Source organism: Caulobacter sp. GW821-FHT11E10, from assembly GCF_058808375.1.
In genome coordinates this window covers 153,407-179,029 of sequence record NZ_JBXARP010000004.1, presented here as the reverse complement: position 1 = coordinate 179,029, position 25,623 = coordinate 153,407, and the positions used below count along the sequence as shown (strand labels likewise).

Here is a 25,623-nt window from a genome sequence, read left to right as displayed (position 1 = left end):
GAAGCAAAATAGCGAGGTTTCTTGCAATGTAACCCATTTCATGGAAGCCTTCGGGCAACAAAGAAGAGGTCGCCGAGGTTGGCGCATCGCGCTGCTGGACAGCCGACGCCGCTCCATCGAGCATTCAGTTAGGGAGCGGACATGGCCAACCTGAACGGTCGCGCGCGTCAGGAAAATACCTATGACGCGATCGTCGTCGGCAGCGGGATAACCGGCGGCTGGGCCGCCAAGGAGCTCACTCAAAAGGGGCTCAAGGTTCTGGTGCTTGAGCGCGGTCCGATGGTCCGTCACCTTGAGGACTATCCCACCGCGACCATGGACCCCTGGCAGGCGAAGTACCCGCAAGGGCAGCTGCCGCAGGACCAGCTGGCCGCCCATTATCCGGTCCAGCGCCGCACCAACTACACGATGACGGAGTACACCAAGCACTTCTTCGTTCGCGACGACCAGCACCCCTACACCGAAGAACAGCGCTTCGACTGGATCCGTGGCTACCACGTCGGTGGACGGTCGCTGACCTGGGGCCGCCAGAGCTATCGCCACAGCCCCATCGATTTCGAGGCCAACGCCCGCGAAGGGATCGCGGTCGACTGGCCCATCCGCTACGAGGAGCTCGCGCCCTGGTACGACTATGTCGAGCGCTTCATCGGCGTCTCCGGTCAACGCGAGGGTCTGCCGCAGCTTCCCGACGGCCAGTATCAGCCGCCGATGGAAATGAACTGCGTCGAGAAGGCCTTCAAAGCCCGGTCCGAGGCGCGGTTCCCCGAACGGCGGATCACCATCGGCCGGACGGCGCACCTGACCGCGCCGACCGAGGAGCAGTTGAGCCTTGGGCGGACCAAGTGTCAGTACCGAAACCTGTGCATTCGCGGCTGTCCGTTCGGCGCCTACTTCAGCTCCAACTCCGCGTCCCTGGTGGCGGCGGATCGCACCGGAAACCTGGTGATCCGCCCGAACTCGATCGTCACCACCCTGATCCATGACGACAAGGCGGGACGGGCCAGCGGCGTGCGCATCCTCGACGCCACGACACGCGAGGAAGAGGAGTTCTACGCAGGGGTGATCTTCCTCTGCGCGTCGGCCTTCAACTCGGCATGGATCATGCTGAACTCGACCAGTTCGCGGTTCCCCAACGGCTTTGGCAACGCCAGCGACCAGCTGGGCCGCAACGTGATGGATCACCACCTCGGCGTCGGGGCGACAGGCCAGGCGCCCGAGTTCGCCGAGATGTACTATTCGGGGCGAAGGCCGAACGGGATCTACGTGCCGCGCTTCCGCAACCTCGGCGACGCCGCCACCAAGCGCAGCGACTATCTGCGCGGCTTCGGCTACCAGGGCGGCGCGGCGCGACCGGGATGGGATCGCGATCTTGGAAACCGCGCTTCGGGTGCGAGGGGCTTCGGCGCGGCGCGCAAGGCGGCGCTCAGCCAGCCCGGGCCGTGGAGCATGGGTCTCGGCGGATTTGGCGAGATCCTGCCTTACGAAGACAACCGGATCACCCTGAACTCCGCCGTGAAGGACCAGTACGGCCTGCCGACCTTGTCGATGAACGTCACGATGCGCGAGAACGAGATCGCCATGCGACGCGACATGCAGAACGCGGCGGCCGAGATGCTGGAGGCGGCGGGCTTCAAGAACGTCCAAGGCAAGGACAGCGGCTATTCGCCGGGGTTGGGCATCCACGAGATGGGCACCGCGCGCATGGGGCGCGACCCGAAGACCTCAGTGCTGAACGCCCACAACCAGGTCCACGAGTGCAAGAACGTCTATGTGACCGACGGCGCCGCGATGACCTCGGCGTCCTGTGTGAATCCCTCCCTGACCTACATGGCCCTGACCGCCCGGGCGGCCGACCACGCGGTCCAGGCCCGGAAAAGGGGAGAGCTGTGATGTTGAACCGACGCGGCGCGATTCGCGGCCTGGCCCTCGTGGTCGGAGCCGCCGCCACGGGATGGAGCGGCCACGCCGCGGCGGCCGCCGCGCCGGCGCTGACCTGGAATCCCACCGCGCTCACCACCGACCAGGCCCGCCTTCTGGACGTGGTGGCCGAACTGATCATTCCCGCGACGGACACACCCGGAGCCCGGGACGCCGGAGTCCCGCAGTTCATTGACCGGGCCCTGGCCGACTATTGCAACAAGGCGCAGGTGGAGCAGCTTCTGGGCGGGCTGGCCCGCATGGACACCGATGCTCGCGCCGTCCATGGCGACGTCTTCATCGCTCTGCCCCCGCAGCGGCAGGTCGAACTATTGACCGCCTACGAGCAGGAAGCCCTGAGCCTGCGTAGCCAGACGCCGAGCCAGACCCACTTCTTCCCCGTCCTCGAAGACCTGATCACGGTCGGCTACTTCACCTCCGAGCCGGGCGCGACCGTGGCCTTGAAGTATGACCCGGTGCCCGGCGCCTATCATGGCTGCGTCTCGCTGTCGGAAGTTGGCCGCGCGTGGGCGACGCGTTAGCCATGCCTCGCCGATCATAGCTTGACGGGTGCGTGCGTCTGAGATCGTCTCAGGCAGGAGAGCGGTTGAATCTCGCTCCTCGGTTGTTTTGTAACTGGCTTGGAGGCGATAGTGCCGGCCTTGCTCCGTTCGCGCTCCTGGGGCGTAACGACGGCGTGCGTACTTGGGGGGCTCGCCGCCAGTGGGTCGGCCTGGGCCGATGTAACACCGAGTACGACGCAGGATCTCAGCCAGTTATCGATCGAGGAACTTGGCGAGATCCAGGTGACGTCGGTCTCCAAGCGCGCCGAGCCGGTGCGCGAGGCGCCGTCGGCCATCTATGTGATCACCCGCGACGACATCATCCGGTCGGGCGCGCGGACTATCCCGGAAACCCTTCGCCTGGCGCCCAACCTCCAGGTGGCCCAGACCAGCGCCAGCGGTTACGTGATCAGCGCCCGCGGTTTCAGCGGCAACAGCGAGGCGCAGAGCTTCTCCAACAAGCTGCTGGTGCTGATCGACGGCCGCAGCGTCTATACCCCCCTCTATTCTGGCGTCTACTGGGACATGCAGGATGTCCTGCCAGCCGATATCGACCGCATAGAGGTGATCAGCGGGCCAGGGGCCACCCTGTGGGGCGCCAACGCCGTCAACGGCGTGATCAACATCATCACCCGAAAGTCGAGTGACACCCAGGGCGGCCTGCTGGAAGCCAGCGTCGATGATCGCGAACGCACGATCGGCCTACGCTATGGCGGCAAACTCCACGACGACCTGACCTATCGCATCTATGCGCGCACGGTGCGCACGGACAACACCAAGACCCCTACCGGGACTTCCAGGGCCGACGACGCTTCCCGCGAGCAGGGCGGTTTCCGCATTGACTGGACCCCGACCTCCGGTGACGTCCTGACATTGCAGGGCGACGCCTATGACGGCTCGGTGGCCAAGCTGGGTACGCTGGACGAGGACATCGAGGGGCGAAACCTGCTCGCCCGCTGGACCCGATCCGGTCAGGATGGATCCAAGCTTCAGGTCCAAGCCTATTACGACCGCACCAGGCGCGCCTCGGAGAGCAGCCGCCGCGAAGGCTTCACGTTCGACACCTACGACATCGACATCCAACACAGCTTCGATCTCGGCGCGCGGCACGCGTTGGTCTGGGGCGGCGGCTTTCGGCGCAGCCACTACGACATCGTCGGCGCCCCGACCTTCTTCTTCGCTCCGCTCAGCCGTAACCTCAACCTTGCCAACCTGTTCGTCCAGGACAGCGTGTCCCTTGCGGACAACACGAGGCTGATCCTGGGCCTGAAGGTCGAGGACGGCCCCTATCTCGATCCCGAGGTTCTACCGAGCGCGCGCCTGTCTTGGACCCCGAACGACACGGCGATGATCTGGGCGGCCGCCTCGCGGGCGGTGAGATCGCCAACGCCGTTCGATCGCGATGTGGTCGAGATAGTGGCTGGCGCGCCCTTCGTAATCGGCGGCGCGAACTTCCAGTCCGAAAAGCTCACCGCCTACGAAATCGGCGCGCGGATCCAGCCTTCGGACAAGGCCTCGTTCTCGATCTCGACCTACTACAATGTCTATGACGACCTGCGCAGCATCGAGTTCACCCCGGTCACCTTCCTGCCGCTCTACTGGGGCAACGGGATGGAGGGCCACACCTACGGGCTGGAGGCCTGGGGCGAGTATCGCGTCACGCCATGGTGGCGGCTGAACGCTGGGTACAGTCGGCTTGAGAAGCGCTTGAAGTTCAAGCCCGGCGCCAGCGGCGTGTCGGGGGTCAAGCAGGCGGGTGACGATCCCGAGCATCAGGCGTCGTTGAGGTCGTCGATGGACCTCGGGCGCGATTTCAAGCTCGATGCGGCCCTGCGCTATGTGAGCGTCCTGCCGGACCCGCGCGTGCCCTCTTACGTCGAGCTCGACGCCACGGCGGCCTGGTCCGTCACCGACCGCGTGCAGGTCTCGCTGTCGGGGCGCAACCTGCTTCATGATCGACGCCGAGAATTCCCGGGCGGCCCGGCGCTCCCCAGGAACGTCTCCCTGGGCCTGCAATGGCGTTTCTAAGAGAAGCGCGGACGGCTCTTGGTGAGTGGACGATCGCGCGGGTTGGCGCCCCGCGGCGGTTTCGGTTCTAGGTCGCTCTAGGCGGCCCGGGCCGCTCCGAGTTCGCAGGCCAGCGCCTCGATCGCATAGGGCTTGGGCAGCACCCGGAAGCCGGCGCTCGCCGCCGCGGTGGCCGCTTCGCTGAACCCGGTGGTCAGCACGATGGGCAGTTTCGGATATTGCTGGCTGACCGCACGAGCCAGATCCATGCCGCCCATGCCGCCGGGCATGACCATGTCCGAGAACATCAGATCAAAGCCGCGATCCCGCGCGAGCAGATCCAGGGCCGCACGGGCGCTGGCGACGCGGATGGGGCTGTAGGACAGCCGCTGCAGCATTTCCACCACGACCTCGGCGACATGGTCGTCGTCCTCGACCAGGAGCACGCGGCCCGGCGCGGCGGTGCTCACCGTTCCGATTGTCGAGACTTGGCTTGCGGTCGGTGTTCGCTTCGAGCGCGGCAGATAGAGGCTGACCGTCGTGCCTTCGTCCGGCGTGCTGCGCAGCCGGACATCGCCACCGGAGGCTCGGGCGAACCCGTAGACCTGGCTCAGGCCCAAACCAGTGCCGCGACCGACCTCCTTGGTCGTGAAGAAGGGTTCGAAGGCCCGGGCCAACTGGTCGGCGCGCATGCCCTGGCCTTCGTCGACAATGTCCAGGCGAACGAAATCGCCGGCCAGGTCGCCATCGGCGAAGTCCGACAGATTTTCGCCGACGATGGTGAGCGCCCCGCCGTTGGGCATGGCGTCACGCGCATTGACGGCGACGTTGAGCAGGGCGACCTCCAACTGGGCTGGATCGACCTCGACGGGCCAGAGATCGGCCGCGAGCCGCAGGTCAACGATGATGTCCTCGCGCAGCGACCGGTCGAGCAGCACGGATAGGTCCGGAATACGGTCCAGAAGGTCCACGCACTCCGGCTTGAGCGGCGAACGGCGCGAAAAGGCCAGGAGCTTGGCGGTCAGATCCGCGCCACGGTCCAGCGCCTGACGAACCGCGCTGGCGAAGCGCGCCCGCTTGGCCACGTCATCGGTCCGTTCCAGCACGTCGAGCCCGCCCGAGGCGACCATCAGGAGATTGTTGAAGTCGTGGGCGATGCCGCCGGTCAGCTTGCCGATCGCCTCCATTTTCTGGGCCTGACGCAGGGCTTCCTCGGCGCGATCGCGCTCCTGGATGTGGATTTGCAGGGCGTTATTGGCGTCCGCGAGGTCTTGAGCCCGGTCGGCGAGCTTGGCGTTGGCGCGGCCGAGCAGGGCGTAGCCGACGCCGAGCACGCTCAGAAGCATGGCGGCCATCAGCATGAGCACCGCGACGCCCGCATAGCGCGCCAGGCGGCGGGGCAGGGGCTCGACGAGGGTGCGCAGATAGACCTTCCCCGCGACCAGATTGTCCTGCTTGACCGGGACGACGACGGCCAGACGCCGGGCATCGGTGGCCAAGGGAGCGGTAGGAGCTTCCAGCGAGGGCGCCGCGGCGCCCGGGCGGGCATAGGCCGCCAACCGGCCACCGAGAGCGTCGTAGACGCCAGCGGCTTCCACCTCGGGATTTAGCCGCAGCGCGTCGACATATTCCTGGGCGGCCTTTCGATCTTCGAACAGCAGCGCCGCCGCGACGCTCGCGCCGAGAATCTCGGCCTGAACCGCGACTTCACGCGCCTTCTGAGCCCGATAGAGCCGCTCATTGTAGACGCCCATCAGCAGGCCGACGACCAGCAGCGCCACCGCGCCCAGTAGGGCCAGCGTCAGCGCGAACCTAAGCCGGAACTGTTGGAAAAAGGCCTGGGAGCGCGTCATGGCGTGGCTCCCTTGCGGACGGTAAGCGCCAGGCTCAGCAGTTTCGAACTCAGGGTCAGGCCGTTGCGGCCGGCGGCGTCCAGATTGACGGAGAAACGAACCCGGCTGTCTCGCACCTGAAACTGAATGACGCTGTCGCCGGCGGTGGTGCTCTCCGAGATCGTCAAGCATGGCGTCCCCCTGACGCTGCGCAGGACTTCGGACGCGGGCTGTTCGGTCGTTTCGGCCAGATAGAGAACCCGGCAGCCGGAGGTCCGGGAAACGCGGTTCAGGCGGCGCACCGCGATCGGGCGACCATCGATCTGCTGGTGGTCGGCGAGCCGCTCCAGTTCCATCCCGAAGGGATCGTCGCCGACGATACAGATGTTGAACGCTTCGCCATGTTCGGCGAGCGGCGCCGGCCATTCGACGAAGGGGAGAAACTTGAGCAGGTAGGCCGCTCGGACCTGATACTCGAGCGAAGGCCTGGCTTCGGCCGCGTCAGCCTTGCGGGCGGTCAGCAGGGTCACGCCAAGCGCGAGAGCAAGGCCAATGCAACCGACAGCGGCGATGGTCGACATCAGGTTTGCGGGTCGCGACCAACGGGTTCGGGGCCGCGCCGTGCGGATCGCCGCCGCCCCATCGGCAAGTCGTGGACGTCGCTCGATGGACATCTTCCGAACGCCTTGCCCTTTCGGCCTGGACAGCTCGCGCCAAGCTCCAGGCCGTGCACGCTATAGTGAAGTTACCTCTATGAATCACCAATTCGGCGAGGCGCGAACTGCGACCGTGTGACGCATGGGGGGCGACCACAAGACCGTCACCGAACGTAGGCCTACTTTTTCCTAGGACAGCTCGGCGGAGAACAGCAGACGGGCTGCGTGACTGTCTGCGAGCACCGCCGACAAGGGCGCGGCTTGAAAGCCGGGCACGAGATTGAAGATACGCGCGGACGTCGGGGTTTCGAAGTCGAGGTCCAGGCTTTCCACCCGCAGTTTTCCGCTCGCGCGGGACACGACGACGCGCCGCGCGTCCAGCCGCTCGACCAGTTCCGCCTCGCTCGCGATGACCGGCGCGACCAAGCGGGCGATGCGGCCCGTCGGCAAGCCGGAAACGCGGGCGGTGAGAGCCAAGCCGTCCGCCGTGAGTTCATAGGTCAACGCGTAGGACACGGCGGGATCGAGGCTTCGGCCTTCGGGCGTCAGCAGCCGGCCTCGCGCCGTGACCCGCGCCTGGCGAGCGTCGCCCTGGATCGTCATCTCGGCGGCGAGGTCGGCGAGACTGGAGTACACGTCCTTGCCGTCGACGATCTCGATCCTTGGCGACAGCGTCTGGTGCGCGGCGTCGCGGGGCGTCTGCTGGTTGCTGACCTCGACGGCCTTGTAGCGGGTCATGCTGGCCGCGATGACCGGCCCCAGGGTCTGGTGATACAGCAGAGAGAGGGCCCCGCCGGAGGCATGGCCGCCGCCGGCCGGCGCCAGGTAGTCGAAATCGTAGTCGGTGAAGGTCGCGCGCCACGGCCCAATCGAGGCCAGGTGCGTCCCGATTTCAGGGAAGCTCCTGAGGCCGTAGGGAGCGTCACGGGGCAGAGGCGTCGGAGCGAACGATCCGGGCCTGGCCAAGTCGATCACCGCCGCCAGCGCCTTGGCGTGGCTAAAGGTGTGGTGGATGCAAGGCCCGTAGCCCGCGGGCCGATAGTGCGGCCCGCCATGGAGCAGGCCGTCGTGTGTGCAGGCGGCCATCCGAGCCAAATTGCGTCGTGAGACCTCCGCGAAGCGCGGGTCGTGCTCGGCCAGCAGCCGGTAGGCCGGATGGCAACCGTCACTGGTGCGGCTGCCCCACCAGGTCCATTTGAAATTGCGTGTGCCCCAGCTGTTGTCCCAGCCGCCGTCGGGCAGCATGAACTCCATGTGGGCGGTCATGCTGGCCAGCACGCGATCGAGCACGGCCTTGTTCTGGGTTCGCGAGGCGTACATCGCCAGGGCGGGCAGGGATTCCTCGACATTGTAGCCGAGATCGACCGGCCGGCGCCCCTTGGCCGTAAGCCCGCGCTGCGGATGCCCCTCGCCGAACAGCAGACCGTTCGACGTGAAATAGTCGAGACATTGATGGGCCAGCTTGCTGGCGTGCGCCTCGTAGTCGGGACGCTCAAGGACTTCCGCCCCCAGGGAGAAGGCGTAGGCGGCCGAGACCGGGTAGTTGATGTTGCCGGTCTCCATCGTGATGAAGCGCTGGAGGAAGTCGTAGGCCTTGGCGAGTCTTGCGCGCCAGGCCGACCGCGTCGCGGCGTCCAGCAGATCGCCATGATGGATCAGCGCCTCGGACAGGGCGATGGCGCGGAAGACGGTCGTGCCCTTCCAGTCGTTCAGGAAGACGTCGTTGACCCAGCTGCCGTCGGGGCGACTGACGTTGCGCTCGCCCCAATCCTGCACCGCCTTGGCCGCCTGGACGTAGCGCGCGTCGCCGGTGGTGCGGGCCACGCGCAGCAGGGGGTAGACGGCGTCGGCGCTACGGCCGTGGATCATGGCGCAGCTCGGGCACAGGAAGCCGCCATTGAGGCCCGCGCCCGCCAGGCCGGCGACCTGGCGCGAAACCAAGCCGTCGCACCAGGTTCGCAGCAGGGTTTCGTAGGGGAGCAGGTCGGCGGTGGTATGACCGGTTGACGAGGCTTCGCTGAGCGACGGCGTCAGCGCCACGGCGGCGGAGAGGCCGATGAGGCCTCTGCGTGAAAGGCTTTCGGTGGGCATGAAGGCGTCTCCGGCGGCATCGGCTCGTCGGACGAACCATGCGGCGGCGCGCGGTATTTGGCCAGGCCAATTTGACAAACCCAGAAAATATGGTCATGCCACTTAAGCGGTGCGCCAGCTGCGCATCGCGAAACAACAAGGACCGCTCAGCGGCCATGCCAGGCAGGAAGGCCGTCCCCGTGGGCGGCGGGGGGAAACGGGGGTTTCAACAAACAGAATTCGCCATGGCCGATTGGACGGGGTGCCGTCGCGTTGCGCTCACCTGGGCGCTGGAAGGTCTTGGCGCGGTGAAATCCGATGGATCGGCGTCAATCAAGCCGTCGGAGAGAGCTAAAGAGAATATACAAAAGTAAAACTCACCTCGAGTTGAGCAGGAGGGGAAACTTGCTCAAACAATAAAGGGGTGCAACATCATGCATAGTCATAAGAACGGGTCCGCGCGTCGCGCGAGTCTGCTGGTCGGCGTTTCCGCGATTGTTCTCGGCTGCGGCGGTCACGCCTTGGCTCAGAGCGCCTCGGCGCCGGTAGCCAGCGCGGGCGACTCCCAGGTGGTCGAGGCCGTCACCGTGACGGGCTCGCGGATCACCGCGATCGCCACCAATGCGCCGACGCCGGTGACGGTGGTCTCGGCCGAACAGATCCAGCAAACGACGCCCAGCAACCTGCCGGACGGCCTGAACAAGCTGCCGATCTTCCAAGGCTCGGCCATTCCGACCCGGTCGGGCGACGGCGCCGGCAACCAGGCCCAGAACGTCCTGGCCCTACGGGGCTTCGGCACTCAGCGCACGCTGGTGCTGATCGACGGCCACCGCCTGACGCCGTCCAACGCCAATGGCACTGTCGATGTCGACAGCCTGCCGCAGATGCTGATCTCGCGCGTCGACGTCGTCACGGGCGGCGCTTCGGCGGTTTACGGCTCCGACGCCGTGACGGGCGTCGTGAACTTCATCCTCGATAAGCGGTTCACCGGCCTGAAGATCGAGGCCAATGCCGGCATCTCCACCTATGGCGATGGTGAGAGCTACAAGTTCGGCATCGCCGGCGGCGCCAAGGTCCTGGGCGGCCGTGGGCATTTCCTGGGCTCGTACCAGCGCCGGGAGACCGACGACGTCTCCAACTTCGATCGTGAATACGGCCGTGGCGTCTTCACCCTGACCGGCAATGGCACGACGGCCGCGCCGTTCACCACCTCGGCCAATGTGCGGCGCGGGGATTCCGCGTTCGGCGGCAAGATCACCGCCTGTACGGCGTCGTGTTCGGTGCTGAACCAGCAGTTCGTTTCCAATGGCGTCCTCGGCCCGTTCCTGCCGGGCCAGACGACCGGCACCGGCAACCAGAATGTCGGCGGCGACGGCGCCTATGCTCGCTACACGACCGCGCTGGTCGCCATGCGCCAGGACGAGCTGTTCGGTCGCTTCGATTTCGATCTGACCGAGACGGTGAACTTCTACGCCCAGGCCTCGTACGCCAAGGCCTTCAGCGGTGGCTGGCACTTCCCGGTCAAGCTGACCCCCGGCAACGGCCAGGCCAGCACCTTCTACAAGAACAACCCGTTCCTGACCTCGGCGGTCCGCACGGCGTTGGGCGACAACGGGCTCAGCGACGCCACCAACACCTTCCAGTTGGGCACCTACATCATCAGCACCGGTCCCAAGGGCCTGACCGGTACGCGGAACATCAACGAATACGCCAACTTCAACACCGGGCTGACCGGCTCCATCGGTCAGTTCCACTGGGACCTGTTCTACGTCCACGGCAAGAACGACCTGATGGTCGAGAGCCGTAACAACTCCAACTACCAGAAGCAGTTCGCGGCCCTGGACGCCGTGACCGTGGGCGGGACGGTGCAGTGCTACGCGGCCACCCAGGCGGCCACGGCCGCCGCCTATAAGGGCTGTGTTCCGCTCAACGCCTTCGGTCCAACGGCGATCACCGCCGACGCCTTCGACTGGTTCACCGACAACACCCACCAGAACGTCATCAACAAGATGGACAATGTGGGCGGCAGCTTCACGGGCACGGCGTTCCACAACTGGGCCGGTCCGGTGAACTTCGCCATTTCCGGCGAAGCGCGCTGGAGCAAGTACCAGGTCAAGAGCGACGCCAGCCCGACGGCCTCGGTCGACTGCACCGGTCTGCGGATCTGTAATCCGGCCCTGCCGCTATGGTCCCAGCCGGTCTCGGCCCAGATCGCCGCCAAGAACCATGTCTGGGAAGTCGCCGGTGAGCTGGCCGTTCCGCTGTTGAAGGACCTGCCGCTGGTCAGCAGCCTCGACGCCAATCTGGCCGGTCGCTACACCGACTACAGCACGTCTGGTTCGGTGCAGACGTGGAAGGTCGGTCTCGACTATCGCGTCAACAACACCCTTCGGTTCCGGGCCACGACGTCGCGCGACATCCGTGCGCCGACGCTCAACGACCTGTTCCAGCCGCTGCAAGGCTCGGTCAGCGGGTTCGTCGACCTGCACACCTCGACCAGCAACACGGTGTTCAACTACAGCCGCGGCAACCTGGATCTGAAGCCGGAAATCGCCCGCACCTACACGGTCGGAGCGGTGTTCACGCCGGACTTCTTCCCAGGCTTCACCGCTTCGGTCGACTGGTACAAGATCAGCATGAACAATGCGATCGGCGCGGTCTCGGCGGGTAACAACACCGTCCAGAAGCTGTGCGAGGACTCCGGTGGCTCATCGCAGTACTGCACCCTGTTCGAGCGTCCGGGCCCGTTCAGCGACCACTCGCCGGCGAACTTCCCGACCAAGGTCTTCAACCTCAGCCTCAACACCGCCTTCACCGAGATCAAGGGCTACGATGTCGAGGCCAACTATCGGTTCGAGGCCCTGAGCGGGTCGTGGGTGGCGCGCATCTTCGCCAACTACCAGCCGACCAACGTCTCGCAGGCCTTTCCGGGCGCGCCGTTCACCACGGTTTCGGCCCCGCAAACCCGCGTGACCGGGATTCTCCGCTATGAGCACGAGAACCTCAGCATCGGGGTTCAAGACCGTTGGCTGGGCGGATTCAGCAAGATCACCTCGCCGAACCAGGTCTGGGTCGATCCCGACGTCCGCCCGTTCAACAGCGCCGACATCAATGTCGAGTACAAGTTCGGCAAGGACGCCAACACAACGGCCTATGTCACGATCCAGAACGTGGCCAACGCCAAGCCCGAGATCGTGCCGCTGGCCGGTTCGATCGGCCTGACGTTCCCGGTCCCAGGGGGGCAGGACATCATGGGCCGCTACTACACCGTGGGCGTTCGCGCGCGGTTCTGATTACGAGGCCGCTCGCGCGTTCGCGTGGGCGGCCAACTCACCTATTCACGCGCGGGCCCCGTCACCTAGCGAACCTTCAGACCGTTGACGTTTCCACTGACCAGGATCTCGCCGTCCTTGGCCTTCTTGATGGAACGGCCGCCAATCCGCAGGTTGTCGATGGTGACGTTGCTGACGGCGGTCTGGGGCGAGAGACCCTTGATGATCGAGGAACTGGGCATGCCGTCGCCCGTGAAGGTGATGTCGCGCAGCGTGACGCCATCGACACCCCGACCTGGCGCCTTGTTGTAGCGAGGGTTGTCGCCCGCCACGATGTTGATCAGCTTGCCCTCCTCGATCCGGTCGACGCGGATGTTGCTGAAGGTCACGTCGCGGATCAGCGTGCTGTCGCCCGAATAGATCGCCATCACGCCCTCCCAGTCGGGATCGTCCTCGTCCAGGTTGGCGACGTCGATGTTGTCGAAAGTGACGTCGCGAATGGTGCGCGGATCGCTGTTGTCGCCGAAGTGGCCGACATACAGGGCATGGGCGACGTCAACCCAGATGCGCATGTCACGCACGTCGATGTCGAAGGTGTCTCCCGGCGGATTGGGATCAGGAACGCCGGTCTGGGCCGCTTTCTGGCGGCAGATCGGACAGTCGGCGACCGCATAGACGACCACGGCGTCGTCGGAGACGCGCAGATAGCCGTCCTGGATCTTCACCTGCTGCGAGGTCGAGATGTTGATCCCGTCCGACCACTTGCCGGACGTAAAGCCTGTCACGCCGCGAACGCTGACGTTGCGGGAGTTGCGAATGTTCATGACCCGCGCGGCGTCCTTGCGGTCGCTGTTGACGATGATCAGGTCGGAGACCTCGACGTTGGCGGCCTTTTCCAGATCGATCGCGCGACCCGGGTCCCACAGCAGGCCGCGACCGGAGATCTTCACGTCGCTCAGGCCGGTGAGGTCGAACGATCCTCGCAGGACCGCGCCGCCCTCCATGAAGATGCGCTGCCCCGATTTCACCGGGAAATAGTCCTGGCCGGGAGGCGGTGCGTGAACACCGGGGCCGAAATAGACCACGTCGGCCCCCGTCGGCCGGGGTTCGGGCGGTTCGCCGGCGATGATGTGCAGGTTGTGCAGCCCATCGTGGTCGAATTGCAGCGAGAAACGCTCTGGCTTGTTGAGCGTCATGCGCAGGATCGCGCCCTTACGTTCGGGTTTGATGGCGCTCGACAGCGGCGCGACCGAAACCTGCTCGAACCGGCCGTTGTTCTTCAGGACCTCAAGCTCGACCACGCCGTCAAAATCGAAATAGACCATCGAGGCGTTCTGCTTGGTGTCGGTGTCGACCTGCACCCGGTATTCGTAGAGGTCCCGCCATTCACCGCCAGGCGTGCGAACGCGGACGGTGAAATCGTCGTTGTGCGCCGAATAGAGCAGCGCCGACGGCGTCGGATAGGTCAGCAGCGTGCCGGCCAGGGCCGAACCCGCCGCTCCAAGCAGTGTCGCTGCGGCGAGCGCGAAGGCTAGGCGACCTAGGCCAGCTCTCTTGCGGGTCATGCTTCCTCCGAGGGTTTCAGGACGCCGGATGAGGCGCGATCGGTCATCGACGGGCCGTGGTCCGGGCGACAGCGACGCCGGCCGGACAGTTCAGGGACTGACCATCGACGGTCATCACGCGCGCGCCGCCGCAGCCCAGCCGCACGGCGTGAACCGGTTGGGCTTCGAGCGTGGCGTGCGCGCGGTCGCCGCCCGCGCGCACCGCGACGAAGACCTTCGACAGGGAATCCAGCCGCACATCGCCGTCGCGACGCAGATAGCTGCCGTCGGCCACGAACCAGCGCGTCGGCTGCGCGGCCGAGCCGCCCTCGGGATAGGTCACGGTCAGCAGGTAGGCGTCTGTTTCCCACGGGCCGAGCTTGGCGTTGGCGTTGCGGTGACGGATCCGGCCGTCGGCCAGCAGGTTGAGATAGACCTCGGTCACCTGGCCGTCCTTTCTCAGCCGGACGCCGAGATAGTTCTTGGTCTCGAACCGCTCCAGGCGAGCGCCGGATCCAGGTTTGCCGGGTTGCAAGGCGACGATGAACTTGGCGCGGTCGGTCAGGCCCGGCGCCTGCAGTCGAAAATAGGGCGTCTTGGTGTCGGGTGCGTGGTCCTCGAGACCAACGCCTTCGGCCAGTCCCAGCTTTTCGGGATAGTCGGTGGGCAGTCCCCCGTCGGGCAAGGCTTCAGGGAAGAGGGGCTGGACCGCGAGCTCGGCCGCGCCGTTCTTGATCCCGATCACCTGTCCCACGCGCTTGGCTTCGCCGGCGTAGTGCATCAGCCATTCGAACCGGCCGGCCTTCCAGCCCTTGAGGTCGTCGATGACCAGGATGGTGTCGCCGATCCATAGCCAGCTGCGGAACTTTCGCGCGAAGGTCTTGGCGTTGGGCCCGGTCGCGTCGGCCCAGACGAAACGCAGGTCGCCGTCGTCGATCAGATGATCGACCCGGCCGGAAAGGTGCGAGCCGTCGTAGGTATTGCTGGTGGGCTCGGCTTCGCCGTCCAGGGTGACGACGTTGTGGGCCGCGCTCTGGCGGTAGTAGCCGTCATACTCGGACCGCGAATAGCTGCTGTTGCCGGAGTCGATCAGCAGGGGCTTGCCCTGGCTCCAGAGGATGAAGCTGCCGGCGTCGGCGTGATTGTGGTTCCAGGTGAAGCCTGATCGGATGGCCAAAAGGGAGGCGTCGGGCTTCCAGGACGAGCGCAGGGTGGCTGTACCGAGATCTCGATCGATCCAGGATAGCGCCGGGTCCGCGGCCTTGGTGGCGGCGGCGCGTTCGGCGGCGCTCGGCCAGAGGATCATATGCTGCGGCTCGGCGAAGACGTCCTGCTTGGGCAGGGCGCGGACACCGTCGAGATAGCGGAGATAGTGTGGGTTCCGGTCGCCGAGGGCCCAGAGATTGACCAGGGCGTGCGCGCCGCTGGACCGGGGCGAGCCGTCGCCGAAATTGACCGAGAGTGTCCCGTCGGCGCTCGGATAGCTGTTGGCGACGAAATACTCGCCGAAGCGATCGAGCACCGGCAGCGGGGCCAGCGGCTCCTTCAGCGCTTCGGACCAGGCGCGGCGGAAGCGCAGCAGACCGTCGCCACCGAAGTCGGCGTAGTTGACGCTTTCGGTAAAAGCGCCACCCGAGCCGAAGGTGGCGGGCTTGGTCTCGATGGCGCTGCCGGAATAGTTGGCCCATTCCTGGCTGGCTTCGTCGAGGCGCGCCACCCAGGTCTTGGCGCGCGGTTCTTCGTCCAGCACGGCCAGGGCCGCGACGCCTGCTCCGAAGACGATGTGGCTCCACCAGTTGTGGCCCATGGTGTCGAGTGTGTGGATGCGGTCGGCGCCATTGACCCAGTCGCCGAGGATCGGATCGATCGCGCCCCGCACGAGGCCCTTGGCGAGCTCCTGGCGCTCGGTCGGGCTCAGGGCGTCATGGATGGCGTCGAAGGTCAGGGCGAACACATAGGCGCTCGTCCCCATGCCGAGATCCGAATTCCAGACCGGATCGCGGGCCAGAAGCGGCGCGTCGGTGACCCAATTGGCGCGGGCCGCGACCTGCCGAAGCCCGTCGCGCGCGGCCTCGGCGTATCGTCGCTCGCCGGTCATGCGGTAGGTGAGCGCCAGGGCGGTCAGCGAGCCTTCGGCCGCTCGTCCCTTGGGAGGTTTGGCGAGAGCCTCGTCGGCCTTGGCCTTGACGCCGGCCCAGGCTGTGCGCGCGCCGGCGTCCTCGGCGACGCGCGACTTGAACGTGCGCACCTGGGCGTCGTTGAAGTCGAGATAAGGGTGGCCATGTCGGAGCGTTTGAGCCCCGGCCGGGGCCGCCATCGCCAGTAGCCCCGCGCCGCAGAGCAGCGCCGCCAGGGTCGAGGTCTTGGATCGCCGCGTCATCGACGCCTCTCCTCTCTATTGACCAGTCGCCGCGCCGGACGCGGCCAGTGCGGACGGGCTCGCGCGGCCGGCGTCGAGCGTCAGCCCCGCCGGATCGCCGAAATCCCAAAGTCGCGCGGCGCCGCGGACGCCGGAAGCATCGCCCCAGCGGGCCGGAGCCAGGCGGGTTCGCCAGCTGTCCGAGAAGATGCGCTGGCGTACGATCGCGGGCACGCGGTCATAGATCTCCTGGACGTTGGAGAGCCCGCCGCCGATGGCGATGGCGTCGGGGTCCACCGTATTGCAGAGCACGGCGATCGCGCGCCCGAGGCGGTCGATGTAGCGATCGAAGGTCGCGATAGCGGCCGGCTCGCCCGCGCGCATCCGCTCGACGATCTCCTCGCCTGAAAGCGCCACCTCGTTGTGGCCCTGATGGTCCAGTCTCAGGCCCGTCCCCGACACCCACATTTCCAGGCAGCCGCGTTGTCCGCACCAGCAGGCCGGACCGGGGCTTTCCTCGGCGCTGGGCCAGGGCAGGGGTATGTGACCCCATTCCCCCGCGTTGCCGTTGCCGCCTTCCACCAGACGCCCGTCGACCACCAGGCCACCGCCGCATCCGGTGCCCAGCACGATGGCGAAGGCCACTCGAACGCCGGCCGCCGCGCCGTCGACGGCTTCGGACAGCGCTAGGCAATTGGCGTCATTGGCCATGCGAACGTCGCGGGTCAGGGCCTCGCTCAGGTCTTCGCGAAACCGGCGGCCATTGAGATAGACCGAGTTGGCGTTGCGCATGACGCCAGTCGCGGGCGAGATCGAGCCTGGGCATCCGACGCCCACCGTGCCGATCGATCCGGTCTCGGCCTCGAGGGCGAGCACGAGGTCGCGGACGGTCTGCACCGCCGGGTCATAGGCTCCAGGATTAGACGCGCGCTTGCGAAGCAGGTAGCCGCCATCCGCGTCGAGCGCGGCGGCCTCTACCTTGGTGCCGCCGAAATCGATACCGATCTGAATCACCAGTAGGGCTCCCATGCCCGCGTCAGGCGCACGAGCGCTTCGAAGTAGAAGTAGTCGCCCCAGATACAGGCCTCATCGACGCCGACGCCGTTGGGCATGTGATAGACGGCGTGGCCCAGAACGCCCGTTCCGGGCGCGCCCAGCGGCAGGACGTAGCCTTCCGCCAGGCTGGCGACGATGGCTTGGGCGGCGGCCTCGTAGGCGGCGCGGTCCGGGTCGAGAAGCGGCAGGGCGCGGGCCAGTTCCAGCAGGCCGCAGGCGGTGATCGCCGCGGCCGAACTGTCGCGCTCATGGTCGCCGCTGGTGAAGATCAGGTCCCAACAGCAGACGAAATCCTCGGGCAGGCGATTGAGGAAGTAGTTGGCGAGCCGTCCTGAAAGGGCGATCAGGTCCGGGTCGGCCTTGTAGCGATGGACAAGCGGAAAGCCGTAGACTCCCCAGGCCTGGCCGCGCGCCCAGCAGGAGTCGTCGGCGTGGCCCTGGTGGGTCTTGCCGCCGCGCGGCGCGCCGGTGACCGGGTCCATGAAGAAGGTGTGGAAGGTCGAGGCGTCGTCACGGACGATGTAGCGCGCGGCCTGGGCGATGTGCTGGTCGGCGGCGCGCGCATAGTCCAGGTCGCCGGTGACCTGCGTGGCCCAGTAGAGCAGCGGTAGGTTCAGGTTGCAGTCGATGATCATCCGGCCCGCTTCGGCGGGGTTCGTCAGGTCGCCCCAGGCCTGGATGATCCCGGCGGTCGGCAGGTAGCGGTCCAGCAGGGCGTCGGCCGCCTGGATCGCCGCGTCCCGCGCGCAGGTGTCGCCGGCCAGCTTCCAGGCGGCCACGCAGGACAGGGTGTAGAGAAAGCCCAGGTCGTGGTGCTCGACATTCACCCGCTGGTCGATGCGCCTCTTGAAGTCGCGCACCTGTTGCTGGGCGACGGTCTTGTAGCGATCGCTTCCGGTGACCTCGTAGGCCAGCCAGATCATCCCGGTCCAGAAGCCGTTGGTCCACTCGTCGTTGGCGATGGCCGGATAGACGCCGTCGATGCTGGACGGGGCCGGGAAGGCGTCGGTGAAGCGCTCGAGATTGCGGTCGATCCGCGCCAACACCGCCTCGATGGCCTGTTCGGCGGCTTCGCGGGTGAGGGGCGGGCGCGCCAGCAGTTCGTCGCGGCGCGCCAGGGCTTCGCGCGGTGCGGCCGCGGGACGGGAGGAAGGTGAGGAGGTCATCGGAGGGTCTTGGGTAAGGGGCTATTCGGTCGCCAGATCGGCGGCGGGCAGGGCGGTTTTGCGCACGCTGTCTCCATCGGCACGGCCCTTGGTCGGTGGCGTCCTGGAGAGGCTGAACAGCGAGGCCGCCCAGAACAGCGCGGCGAAGGCGGCGATGACGAGGTAGGTGCGGGGGAATCCGATCAGATCGTAGCTCTTGCCGACGATGGGCGAGAGGATGGCCAGGCCGAGCGAATGACCGAAGCTGACCCCGACCAGGTAGAGGGTCGAGGCCAGGCGGCCTTCGAAGTGAGCGGCGATGTAGCGGAAGATCGACACCACCAGGATGGGCAGTTCCAGCGAGTGGAGCATCTTCATGGCCGAGATCAGCACCGGTCCCTCGACGACGCCTGATCCGGCGATCCGCACGATCATGATCGCGGCGGCCGTCAGCAGGCCCGCCTTGGCGCCGATCCGGTCGACGATGTACGGCGCGACGAACAGCATGCCGGCCTCGACGAAGATCTGGGCCGAGTTCAGGTAGCCGAACATGGCCGCGCCCTGCTTGGGGTCGGCGAACTGCGAGGCGTAGTAGGCGGGGAATTGCTGGTCGTAGACGAGGTAGAGGTTCGTCACCCCAAGGATCAGCACCATGAAGCCCCAGAACTTGGGCAGCTTCAGGATGGTGAGCGCATCGGCCGGGCGGAGCGACTTGCTCTCGGCCCGCTCCTCCTCGGTCAGGTCGACCTTGGTCAGGGCCAGGATCGGCAACAGCAGCAGGCCGGCGGCGGAGGCCAGGAAGAAGTTGTAGAGCGGGTCGATATTGAAGAGGCGGCCCGAGAAGAAGGCGGCGAAGGCGAAGCCCAGCGATCCCCACAGGCGGGCGCGGCTGTATTCGAACCCGTACTTGCGGCCCACCCGGTCGACATACGATTCCAGCGCATAGCTGCCGGCGATGAAGGTGACGCCGAGATAGATTCCACCGGCGACCGCTCCCGCCAGCAGATTGGTCTTGAGCAGCGGGCCATAGACGAAGGTGAAGAAGAAGCCCGAGAGCAGGACCAGGACACCCAGCGCCCACAGGATCGTCTTGCGAAGGCCGACCTTGTCGGAAATGAAGCCGTAGATCGGCTGGGAGCACATGGCGAAGACGAAATTGGCGGCGAAGACGACGCCGGTCTGCGCGCCGGTGAGGCCCAGGGTTCGTTTCAGCCAGAGGGCCAGTAGCGAGATGCTCATGGCCTGGGCGAAGAAATAGCAGAACAGGAAGGCGCTCAGGAGAACGTAGTTTCTCTTCAAGCTCAAGGCGGCCTCCCAAACCGGCATCCAGGCTTTCGCGCCCGTTGTGCAACCATTCTCGGATCGCTTATAGGGGCAAACTGATATCGATACCAGTGCCCGAATGGGTCGGGTCCGCAACAAAGTTCAGGAAGGCGCTATCCATGATCCCATCGGGCCTTTCCAGCGACGAGGCCACCCTCGAGCGCTTCAATATCGCCAAGCCTTTGTACCGGCAGATCGAACGGATCCTTCGGCGCTCCATCGCCGCCGGCGCCGGACGGCTGCAGCCGGAACGCATTCTGGCCAAACGCTTCGGCGTCTCGCGGATGACCGTGCGCGCCGCGCTCCTGGCGCTCGAACAGGACCGGCTGATCACACGACGCGTCGGTCGCGGGACGGAGGTGATCAAGCAGGCCTAGGCTCCGTGGGCGTCCAGCTCGGCGATCGCGCAGACGATGTGGTAGAACGAACTGGCCGGGGCCGGCTCGAGGATGAACCTACCCTCTTCGTCCATGCGGTCGCGCCAGAGACCCACGATCGGCGTATCAAGATACGCCCTGAGGCCGGCGACACCATTGTTGACCATCGCCGCGTAGATCGGATCGCCGGTCTGGGCGCAGGCGAGCAGCCCGGCCTTGATCCGCTCGGTCTGGGGCCAGAGGCGCGCGACCGCATCGTGGCGGCCGCCATCATCGAGCATGGCGTTGATCGCTACGCCCCGCCGCGGATCGCAACCCTGCTCACCGATGGCGATGAGGCGAAGGCCGGCGTCGATCGCGTCCCGCCGCTCCGCCAGCCTTCCCCAGCGCAGCAGCAGCCAGGCCCATTCGAACTGATGGCCGGGCTCGACGATCCGGCCGGCGAGGTTGGGCGCCGGCCGCCATGAGCTCTCGAAGAATTCGCGCAGACCGCCCGGAAGCACGATGAAGCTGCGCAGGGCCAGCTCGGCGATCTCGTCGGCCAGGCTCCGCCAGGCGGTCTCCCGGGTCAGCTCGAACCAGGCCAGGCTCGCCTCGAGCATGTGCATGTGAGGATTCGAGAGCAGAGGGGCGACGCCGGGCGGGTTTTCGTAAAAGCCGCCGAGCGGGTGAGGGAAGGCTGCCTTCAGCGCATCGCGCAAGGTCGCGGCCTTGGCGGGCAAATGCGCCTGCGCCGGGTTCGCCTTGAAGGCCGCGGCCCAGCCGAACAGGATGAAGGCCTGGTCATAGAGAACCACCTCGTCATCCAGGATCTCGCCACCGGACGTCACGCGCGTTCGGTAGAAGCCGTCTTCGCGTCGGTAGGCGCGGTCGATGAACTCCAGGCCGATGTCGATGGCCTGGCTCCAGGGGCCGGTCCAGCCGAGCGACCCGGCGGTGGCGAAGGCGTAGAGCTGACGCGGCTGCACGCGGGCGCGCTTCGGGCTGATCGTTGGCCGGCCCTGGAGGTCGAGCGCTTCGTGGAAGCCGCCCCGCGCGCGGTCGACGCCCGCTTCCCACCAGAGGGGCGCGGCGGCGGCGAACAGCCAGTCCTTGAGCGAGTGCGCGCCGCCCGTACCGACGGGAGGGCTCGATTGGACGGCCGCGTGCATGGCGATTTTCCCTTGAAGAGCGCGAGGGAAGGGCCGCGTCGTCGCCTAGCCGCATCCACGATGATGTCTTGTTATCGATATCATCGCCGAACAATGGCGCAAGGGCCTTGGGAAGGCGGCAGAACCTAGCGGGAAGGCGGCGCGGTGGATCCGCGATGGACCAGGGTGAGTTCCGCCCTGACGTGCTCGCCGCTTTCCGGCGTGGAGCGCGCGAGATCCGTGGCAAGGCGCACGGCGGCGGCGGCCATGTCGGCGATGGGCTGCCGGATGGTCGTCAACTCGGGCCAGACCGTCGTCGCCACGGAACTGTCGTCGAAGCCGCTGATGCTGATATCGCCCGGAATGTTGAGCCCCAGGCCGTGCGCGACGGCGCTGACCGCCGCGGCCATGTCATCGTTCGCGGCGAAGACCGCGGTCGGCCTCGGATCCTCGTCCAGCAAACGCCGGGCGGCTTCCAGTCCGCCGCGATAGGTAAAGCCGCCCTCGACGAAACGATCTTCGCGGATCGCGACGCCCGCCGCCGCCAGGGTCTCGCGAAAGCCCTGTTCACGGCGAATGGCTGTCGAGTGGCTGCGGTCGCCTCGGACGAAGGCGATGTCCGTGTGGCCGAGATCCAGCAGGTGCTGGGCCATCAGGCGCGCGCCCTCGTAGTCGTCGATAAAGACCGATGGGACGCCCGTCCGAGGCCGCGCGGTCGCGAAAGCGATGAAGCCGACGCCGGCCGCCTCCAGTTCTTGAAGCACGGCGTCGTCGTCGCAAAGCGGCGGCGGCAGGATCACCGAGGCGGCGCCGAGGTCTATCAGCCGACGCACGGCGTCACGGGGAGTTGGGTGGGTCGCTGTCGGCTCCACCAGCAACTGGCAGCCGCTGAAACTGGCCTGCCGGAAGGCGCCCATCAGGTAGTTGCTGAGGTTCGAGGAGGCCGGGTTCGAGTAGAGGAGGCCGACCTGGGCAATGCCGGTGCGGGTGGCGCGGGCCAGGGAATTGGGCCGGTAGCCGAGTTCCTTGATCGCCGCTTCGACTTTCGCGCGGACAGCGACGCTGACGTGCGGATAGTCGTTCACGACGCGCGACGCGGTCATCGAAGAGACACCGGCGTGTCGCGCCACATCGTGGATGGTCGCGGCCTGTCGCTTCCGGGTGTTCAAGGTGTCTGGCTCCCTTGCGATTCTCGTCGGAGGTCGCGGCCACAGTCTAGTCAACTCCACGCCCCGAAGTCCAAAGGCGGACAGTGGAAAGGAGCGCCACGGTTGACGAACCTCGGAAAAACCACCTCCCCGGATGGCCTCGGCAAAAGCGTTTGACATTGCGAGAATGTCACTGGTATCGATAACAACAACGCTGATCGAGAGGCTTGCCCTCTTCGATTTCGACAATGCGGTCGGCGGTCCAGGCACCCGTGCGGCGCCAAGGCGACGTCGGACAAAGTCCGAAGGGGAGGAAGAAGATGAGTGGTCATGACGCTCAGCGCGGCCGTCACCGTGCGTTTGAGGTTTCTCACATGGTCCTGGCCTTGGCCGCCGGCGCGAGCGCGCTGTCGGTGACCGCGGCGCACGCCCAGTCCGCGCCGGCCCAGCCCGCCGCGCAGACGCCGAAGGCCGCCGAGACCGAGGTCACCGCCGTCGACACCATCATCGTCACCGGCGTGATGGTCGGCACCGAAGCCAAGAAGGCCAACGTCTCCTTCTCGGTGCTGAACGAGGACGACATGTCCAAGTTCACGCCGATCAGCGCCGATGACATGCTGCGCGACATGCCGGGCGTGGTCGTGGAATCCAACGACGGGGTGGCCCGCAACGAGGTCTTCACGCGGGGCATGACGATCGGCACCGGCGCGAACACCTCGGGCTATTTCTGGTCGACCATTCTTGAGGACGGTCTGCCGGTCGTGCCGTTCAAGTTCAGCGGCTTCCAGGATGGCTACTTCTACCGCGCCGACATCTCGACCAGCCGCGTGGAATCGGTTCGCGGCGGTTCGTCGGCGACCGGTGTGACCACCTCGGTCGGCGCCACGTTCAACTACATCACCGGCAAGGTGAAGCCGGGCGCGGTGCTGCAGACCCGCATCGGCTTCGAAGGCGAGGATCTGCACCTGTCGTGGAAGCAAGTCGACGGCGCCTACGGCTGGGTCAACGAGGCCGGCGACCTGGGCGTCGGGGTCAGCGGCTTCTATCGCCGCTCCAACGGCCAGGTGAAGCCTGGTTGGGATCTGAACCACGGCGGCCAGTTCAAGCTGAACCTCTACAAGGATTACCAGACCTCGAACGGCTCGGGTTCGTTCAACGTCATCTATAAGCACCTGGACGACACCAACGCCGAGCTGACGACCTTCCAGCAGCCGACCTATGGCTACGAGAATCCGGAGGAAATCCCGGGCTTTGGCCGCGACGTGAACCTGTTCATGAAAGGCGGCAGGCAGACGGTGCCGAACGCCTTCAAGGACGGCACGCACAGCCTCGATCCATCGGACGGCTACCGCTACAAGCAGGACGCCATCTCGGTGCGCTGGAACCACGACACCAACGGCCCCTGGAGCTTCGCCGGCGCGGCGCGCATTCAGAAGTCCAGCTATCGGGGCCAGTCGTACAAGCCTCAGCAGCTGGCTTCGCTGGGCTCGGCCGCGGCGACGCGTGAACGCTATGGCCTGAACATCAACAACCTGGACCGCACGCCCGGCTACTATGAGTTCTACAACTCGGCGGGGGCGCTGGTGGCCCGCGTGGCGAACAATATCAACGGCTCGCAGCTGGGGACCAACTACCGCACCAACGTAGCGTGCCCGCGCGTCACGGCGACGACCTTCCAGGCCAACGGCCTCTGCATCGTGGGCAACAGCCTGCCCAACCGCGACATCGACATGCGCGGCGGCCTGGTCACCGCCACGATCCCCACCGCCACGGGGACCTTCAACTCGGGTGTCGTGCCTGTCGACGCCGCGTCCAAGGACCTCGTGCTGCTGACGCGCGCCGAGGACAACGACCGGGGCTCGACCGACTATCTGGGCAACTTCACCACGACCTACCGAGGCGACAACTACAGCTTCAATGCCGGCGTGTACGTGTCGCGGTCCAGCCAGCGCAACGACAACTGGGCCAACGGGCTTGGCGTGTCGGCGTGGGCCGACGGTCAGGTCGAGAACCTGAACGCCAAGTACGTCACCTCCACCGGCACGACCTACCAGCTGACCGACGCCGGCGGCTGGGGCTCCTACGGATCGGGCCTGTTCACCACCGTTTCGCAGCGCGCCAAGATCCGCGAGATCTCGCCCTATGTCGCGGCGGCCTGGTCGCCCGGAAAGTGGGACTTCAACGGTAGCGCCAAGTACCAGCGCTTCGACGCCAAGACCTATTCGGAGACCTGGGACACCCGGAACCCCGGAGCGGCGACGCTGACCACGGGCGGCCTGGATAACGACCCGCTGACGGTCTACGACAACCTCTACATGACCAAGACGGCGGCGAAGGTCATCGAGGCCGACAAGCACGTGGCCATCTGGGATTACAGCGTCGCGTTCGGCTACAATTTCAGCGACAAGCACAAGATCTACTATCGCTGGACTGACGCGAAGCAGCCCGCCGCCGGCGTCATCAATCGATACTCCACGGCGGCGACCCTGGTGCGTCCGCTCGGCCCGACGGCCTATATCAAGGGCCACGAATTCGCCTACACGTTCGGCGATCGCAAGTTCAACGGCCAGATCACCTACTTCTACCAGAACTTCGCGGTGAACGATTATCCGACGGCCGTCGACACTGACAACGTCTCGACCTATCTGCTGCCGGAGAACTTCAACAAGTACTTCACGCGCGGCGTCGAGGCTTGGGCGAAGTGGAAGATCACGCGCAACCTGTCGTGGGATCCGTCGGTCACCTACCTGAACGGCAAGACCACCGAGGCTTATGTGTGGCTGAACACGGGAGCCAACGGCCTAGGCGCTTCCGACGACGTGCTGCGCATCGACGCCGGCCTCCTGGCCCGGTCGCCGAAGTGGACGGTCAGCAACACGGTGTCCTACCGCTGGAACGACTTCCGCTTCAATGTCCGCCACCGCTGGATGGACGTGCGTAAGCTCAACAACAACTCGCTGGATCATCGCTTCCTGCCCAAGCAGGACAATATCGACCTCTCGGTCCAGTACACCGGGATGAAGAAGACGCTGGTCACGCTCGATGTCCGCAACGCCCTCGATAAGAACTACATCTCGGCCTACGACCCGATGATCAGCACCAACCTTCCGGCCAACGTCCAGGTCTACGACGTCGTCGAGCAGCTGCCGGAGTCGGGTTTCCTGATCAAGCGCAACACGCCGCGATCGATCTGGCTGACCGTCCGCAAGGAGTTCTAGTTTCGT

General features: G+C 66.2%; 16 protein-coding genes. 6 read left to right on the top strand and 10 right to left on the bottom strand.

Going from position 1 to position 25,623, the window contains the following annotated elements; translation table 11 throughout:
* The first annotated feature begins 141 nt into the window (after positions 1 to 141).
* The 3 genes from AC1RRV_RS09570 to AC1RRV_RS09560 all read left to right on the top strand — a co-directional run bounded on the left by AC1RRV_RS09570 (position 142) and on the right by AC1RRV_RS09560 (position 4,508).
* Positions 142 to 1,890: a GMC oxidoreductase gene (locus AC1RRV_RS09570; protein ID WP_492859389.1), complete on the top strand. Its 1,749-nt coding sequence runs from the start codon at positions 142 to 144 to the stop codon at positions 1,888 to 1,890.
* The gene (locus AC1RRV_RS09565; RefSeq protein ID WP_492859388.1) at positions 1,890 to 2,459 is read left to right on the top strand and encodes a gluconate 2-dehydrogenase subunit 3 family protein; all 570 of its coding nucleotides are present in this window, start codon (positions 1,890 to 1,892) and stop codon (positions 2,457 to 2,459) included. The genes AC1RRV_RS09570 and AC1RRV_RS09565 overlap by 1 nt, the downstream gene beginning before the upstream one ends.
* A gap of 111 nt (positions 2,460 to 2,570) precedes the next feature.
* A complete protein-coding gene (locus AC1RRV_RS09560; protein ID WP_492859387.1) occupies positions 2,571 to 4,508 on the top strand; it encodes a TOL_0244 family TonB-dependent receptor in 1,938 nt (645 codons plus the stop codon).
* A 77-nt stretch (positions 4,509 to 4,585) separates the two neighbouring features.
* Here AC1RRV_RS09560 and AC1RRV_RS09555 read toward each other — a convergent pair whose 3' ends face one another.
* The 3 genes from AC1RRV_RS09555 to AC1RRV_RS09545 form a co-directional block, all read right to left on the bottom strand.
* Positions 4,586 to 6,340: an ATP-binding protein gene (locus AC1RRV_RS09555; RefSeq protein ID WP_492859386.1), complete on the bottom strand. Its 1,755-nt coding sequence runs from the start codon at positions 6,338 to 6,340 to the stop codon at positions 4,586 to 4,588.
* Positions 6,337 to 6,993 (bottom strand): TOL_0243 family YfiR-like periplasmic protein, encoded by a 657-nt coding sequence (locus AC1RRV_RS09550; protein WP_492859385.1) that lies wholly within the window; start codon positions 6,991 to 6,993, stop codon positions 6,337 to 6,339. Before AC1RRV_RS09550 ends, AC1RRV_RS09555 begins: the two co-directional genes overlap by 4 nt.
* A 171-nt stretch (positions 6,994 to 7,164) precedes the next feature.
* Positions 7,165 to 9,066, bottom strand: a complete 1,902-nt coding sequence (locus AC1RRV_RS09545) for an ulvan lysase-like protein (protein WP_492859384.1) — start codon at positions 9,064 to 9,066, stop codon at positions 7,165 to 7,167.
* 413 nt (positions 9,067 to 9,479) lie between these two features.
* Between AC1RRV_RS09545 and AC1RRV_RS09540 the strand changes: the two genes are divergently transcribed.
* A complete protein-coding gene (locus AC1RRV_RS09540; RefSeq protein ID WP_492859383.1) occupies positions 9,480 to 12,338 on the top strand; it encodes a TonB-dependent receptor domain-containing protein in 2,859 nt (952 codons plus the stop codon).
* A 65-nt stretch (positions 12,339 to 12,403) separates the two neighbouring features.
* Here the strand turns inward: AC1RRV_RS09540 and AC1RRV_RS09535 are convergent, their stop codons facing one another.
* The 5 genes from AC1RRV_RS09535 to AC1RRV_RS09515 are packed head-to-tail and all read right to left on the bottom strand — an operon-like array spanning position 12,404 to position 19,726.
* Positions 12,404 to 13,882 carry a glycosyl hydrolase family 28 protein gene (locus AC1RRV_RS09535; RefSeq protein ID WP_492859382.1) on the bottom strand — a complete coding sequence of 493 codons (1,479 nt, stop codon included), beginning with the start codon at positions 13,880 to 13,882 and terminating at the stop codon, positions 12,404 to 12,406.
* Positions 13,883 to 13,925: 43 nt separating this feature from the next.
* Positions 13,926 to 16,241: a heparinase II/III domain-containing protein gene (locus AC1RRV_RS09530; RefSeq protein ID WP_492859381.1), complete on the bottom strand. Its 2,316-nt coding sequence runs from the start codon at positions 16,239 to 16,241 to the stop codon at positions 13,926 to 13,928.
* 15 nt (positions 16,242 to 16,256) lie between these two features.
* On the bottom strand, positions 16,257 to 17,234 hold the full coding sequence (locus tag AC1RRV_RS09525) for an ROK family protein (RefSeq protein ID WP_492859380.1): 978 nt from the start codon (positions 17,232 to 17,234) through the stop codon (positions 16,257 to 16,259).
* Complete coding sequence (locus tag AC1RRV_RS09520) at positions 17,231 to 18,442, bottom strand: glycoside hydrolase family 88 protein (protein ID WP_492859379.1); 1,212 nt, start codon at positions 18,440 to 18,442, stop codon at positions 17,231 to 17,233. The genes AC1RRV_RS09525 and AC1RRV_RS09520 overlap by 4 nt, the downstream gene beginning before the upstream one ends.
* Positions 18,443 to 18,463: 21 nt before the next feature.
* Entirely contained in the window at positions 18,464 to 19,726 is a 1,263-nt protein-coding gene (locus AC1RRV_RS09515; RefSeq protein ID WP_492859378.1) for an oligosaccharide MFS transporter, read from the bottom strand.
* Positions 19,727 to 19,863: 137 nt separating this feature from the next.
* Between AC1RRV_RS09515 and AC1RRV_RS09510 the strand changes: the two genes are divergently transcribed.
* A complete protein-coding gene (locus tag AC1RRV_RS09510; RefSeq protein WP_492859377.1) occupies positions 19,864 to 20,121 on the top strand; it encodes a GntR family transcriptional regulator in 258 nt (85 codons plus the stop codon).
* Here AC1RRV_RS09510 and AC1RRV_RS09505 read toward each other — a convergent pair.
* Positions 20,118 to 21,272, bottom strand: a complete 1,155-nt coding sequence (locus tag AC1RRV_RS09505) for an AGE family epimerase/isomerase (protein ID WP_492859376.1) — start codon at positions 21,270 to 21,272, stop codon at positions 20,118 to 20,120. The genes AC1RRV_RS09510 and AC1RRV_RS09505 overlap by 4 nt on opposite strands.
* A gap of 125 nt (positions 21,273 to 21,397) precedes the next feature.
* Entirely contained in the window at positions 21,398 to 22,480 is a 1,083-nt protein-coding gene (locus AC1RRV_RS09500) for a LacI family DNA-binding transcriptional regulator (protein WP_492859681.1), read from the bottom strand.
* Between the two features lie 293 nt (positions 22,481 to 22,773).
* On the opposite strand from AC1RRV_RS09500, the gene AC1RRV_RS09495 reads away from it, so the two are divergent.
* Positions 22,774 to 25,617, top strand: coding sequence for a TonB-dependent receptor plug domain-containing protein (locus AC1RRV_RS09495; RefSeq protein ID WP_492859375.1), 2,844 nt, complete (start codon positions 22,774 to 22,776; stop codon positions 25,615 to 25,617).
* Positions 25,618 to 25,623 lie beyond the last annotated feature (6 nt).

What these genes read in the sequence shown, in the direction of transcription:
- AC1RRV_RS09550 (WP_492859385.1), bottom strand. Translation starts at nt 6,993, where the DNA reads ATGTCCATCGAGCGACGTCCACGACTTGCCGATGGGGCGGCGGCGATC.
- AC1RRV_RS09565 (WP_492859388.1), top strand. Translation starts at nt 1,890, where the DNA reads ATGTTGAACCGACGCGGCGCGATTCGCGGCCTGGCCCTCGTGGTCGGA.
- AC1RRV_RS09570 (WP_492859389.1), top strand. Translation starts at nt 142, where the DNA reads ATGGCCAACCTGAACGGTCGCGCGCGTCAGGAAAATACCTATGACGCG.
- AC1RRV_RS09535 (WP_492859382.1), bottom strand. Translation starts at nt 13,882, where the DNA reads ATGACCCGCAAGAGAGCTGGCCTAGGTCGCCTAGCCTTCGCGCTCGCC.
- AC1RRV_RS09520 (WP_492859379.1), bottom strand. Translation starts at nt 18,442, where the DNA reads ATGACCTCCTCACCTTCCTCCCGTCCCGCGGCCGCACCGCGCGAAGCC.
- AC1RRV_RS09495 (WP_492859375.1), top strand. Translation starts at nt 22,774, where the DNA reads ATGGTCCTGGCCTTGGCCGCCGGCGCGAGCGCGCTGTCGGTGACCGCG.
- AC1RRV_RS09530 (WP_492859381.1), bottom strand. Translation starts at nt 16,241, where the DNA reads ATGACGCGGCGATCCAAGACCTCGACCCTGGCGGCGCTGCTCTGCGGC.
- AC1RRV_RS09540 (WP_492859383.1), top strand. Translation starts at nt 9,480, where the DNA reads ATGCATAGTCATAAGAACGGGTCCGCGCGTCGCGCGAGTCTGCTGGTC.
- AC1RRV_RS09555 (WP_492859386.1), bottom strand. Translation starts at nt 6,340, where the DNA reads ATGACGCGCTCCCAGGCCTTTTTCCAACAGTTCCGGCTTAGGTTCGCG.
- AC1RRV_RS09505 (WP_492859376.1), bottom strand. Translation starts at nt 21,272, where the DNA reads ATGCACGCGGCCGTCCAATCGAGCCCTCCCGTCGGTACGGGCGGCGCG.
- AC1RRV_RS09510 (WP_492859377.1), top strand. Translation starts at nt 19,864, where the DNA reads ATGATCCCATCGGGCCTTTCCAGCGACGAGGCCACCCTCGAGCGCTTC.
- AC1RRV_RS09545 (WP_492859384.1), bottom strand. Translation starts at nt 9,066, where the DNA reads ATGCCCACCGAAAGCCTTTCACGCAGAGGCCTCATCGGCCTCTCCGCC.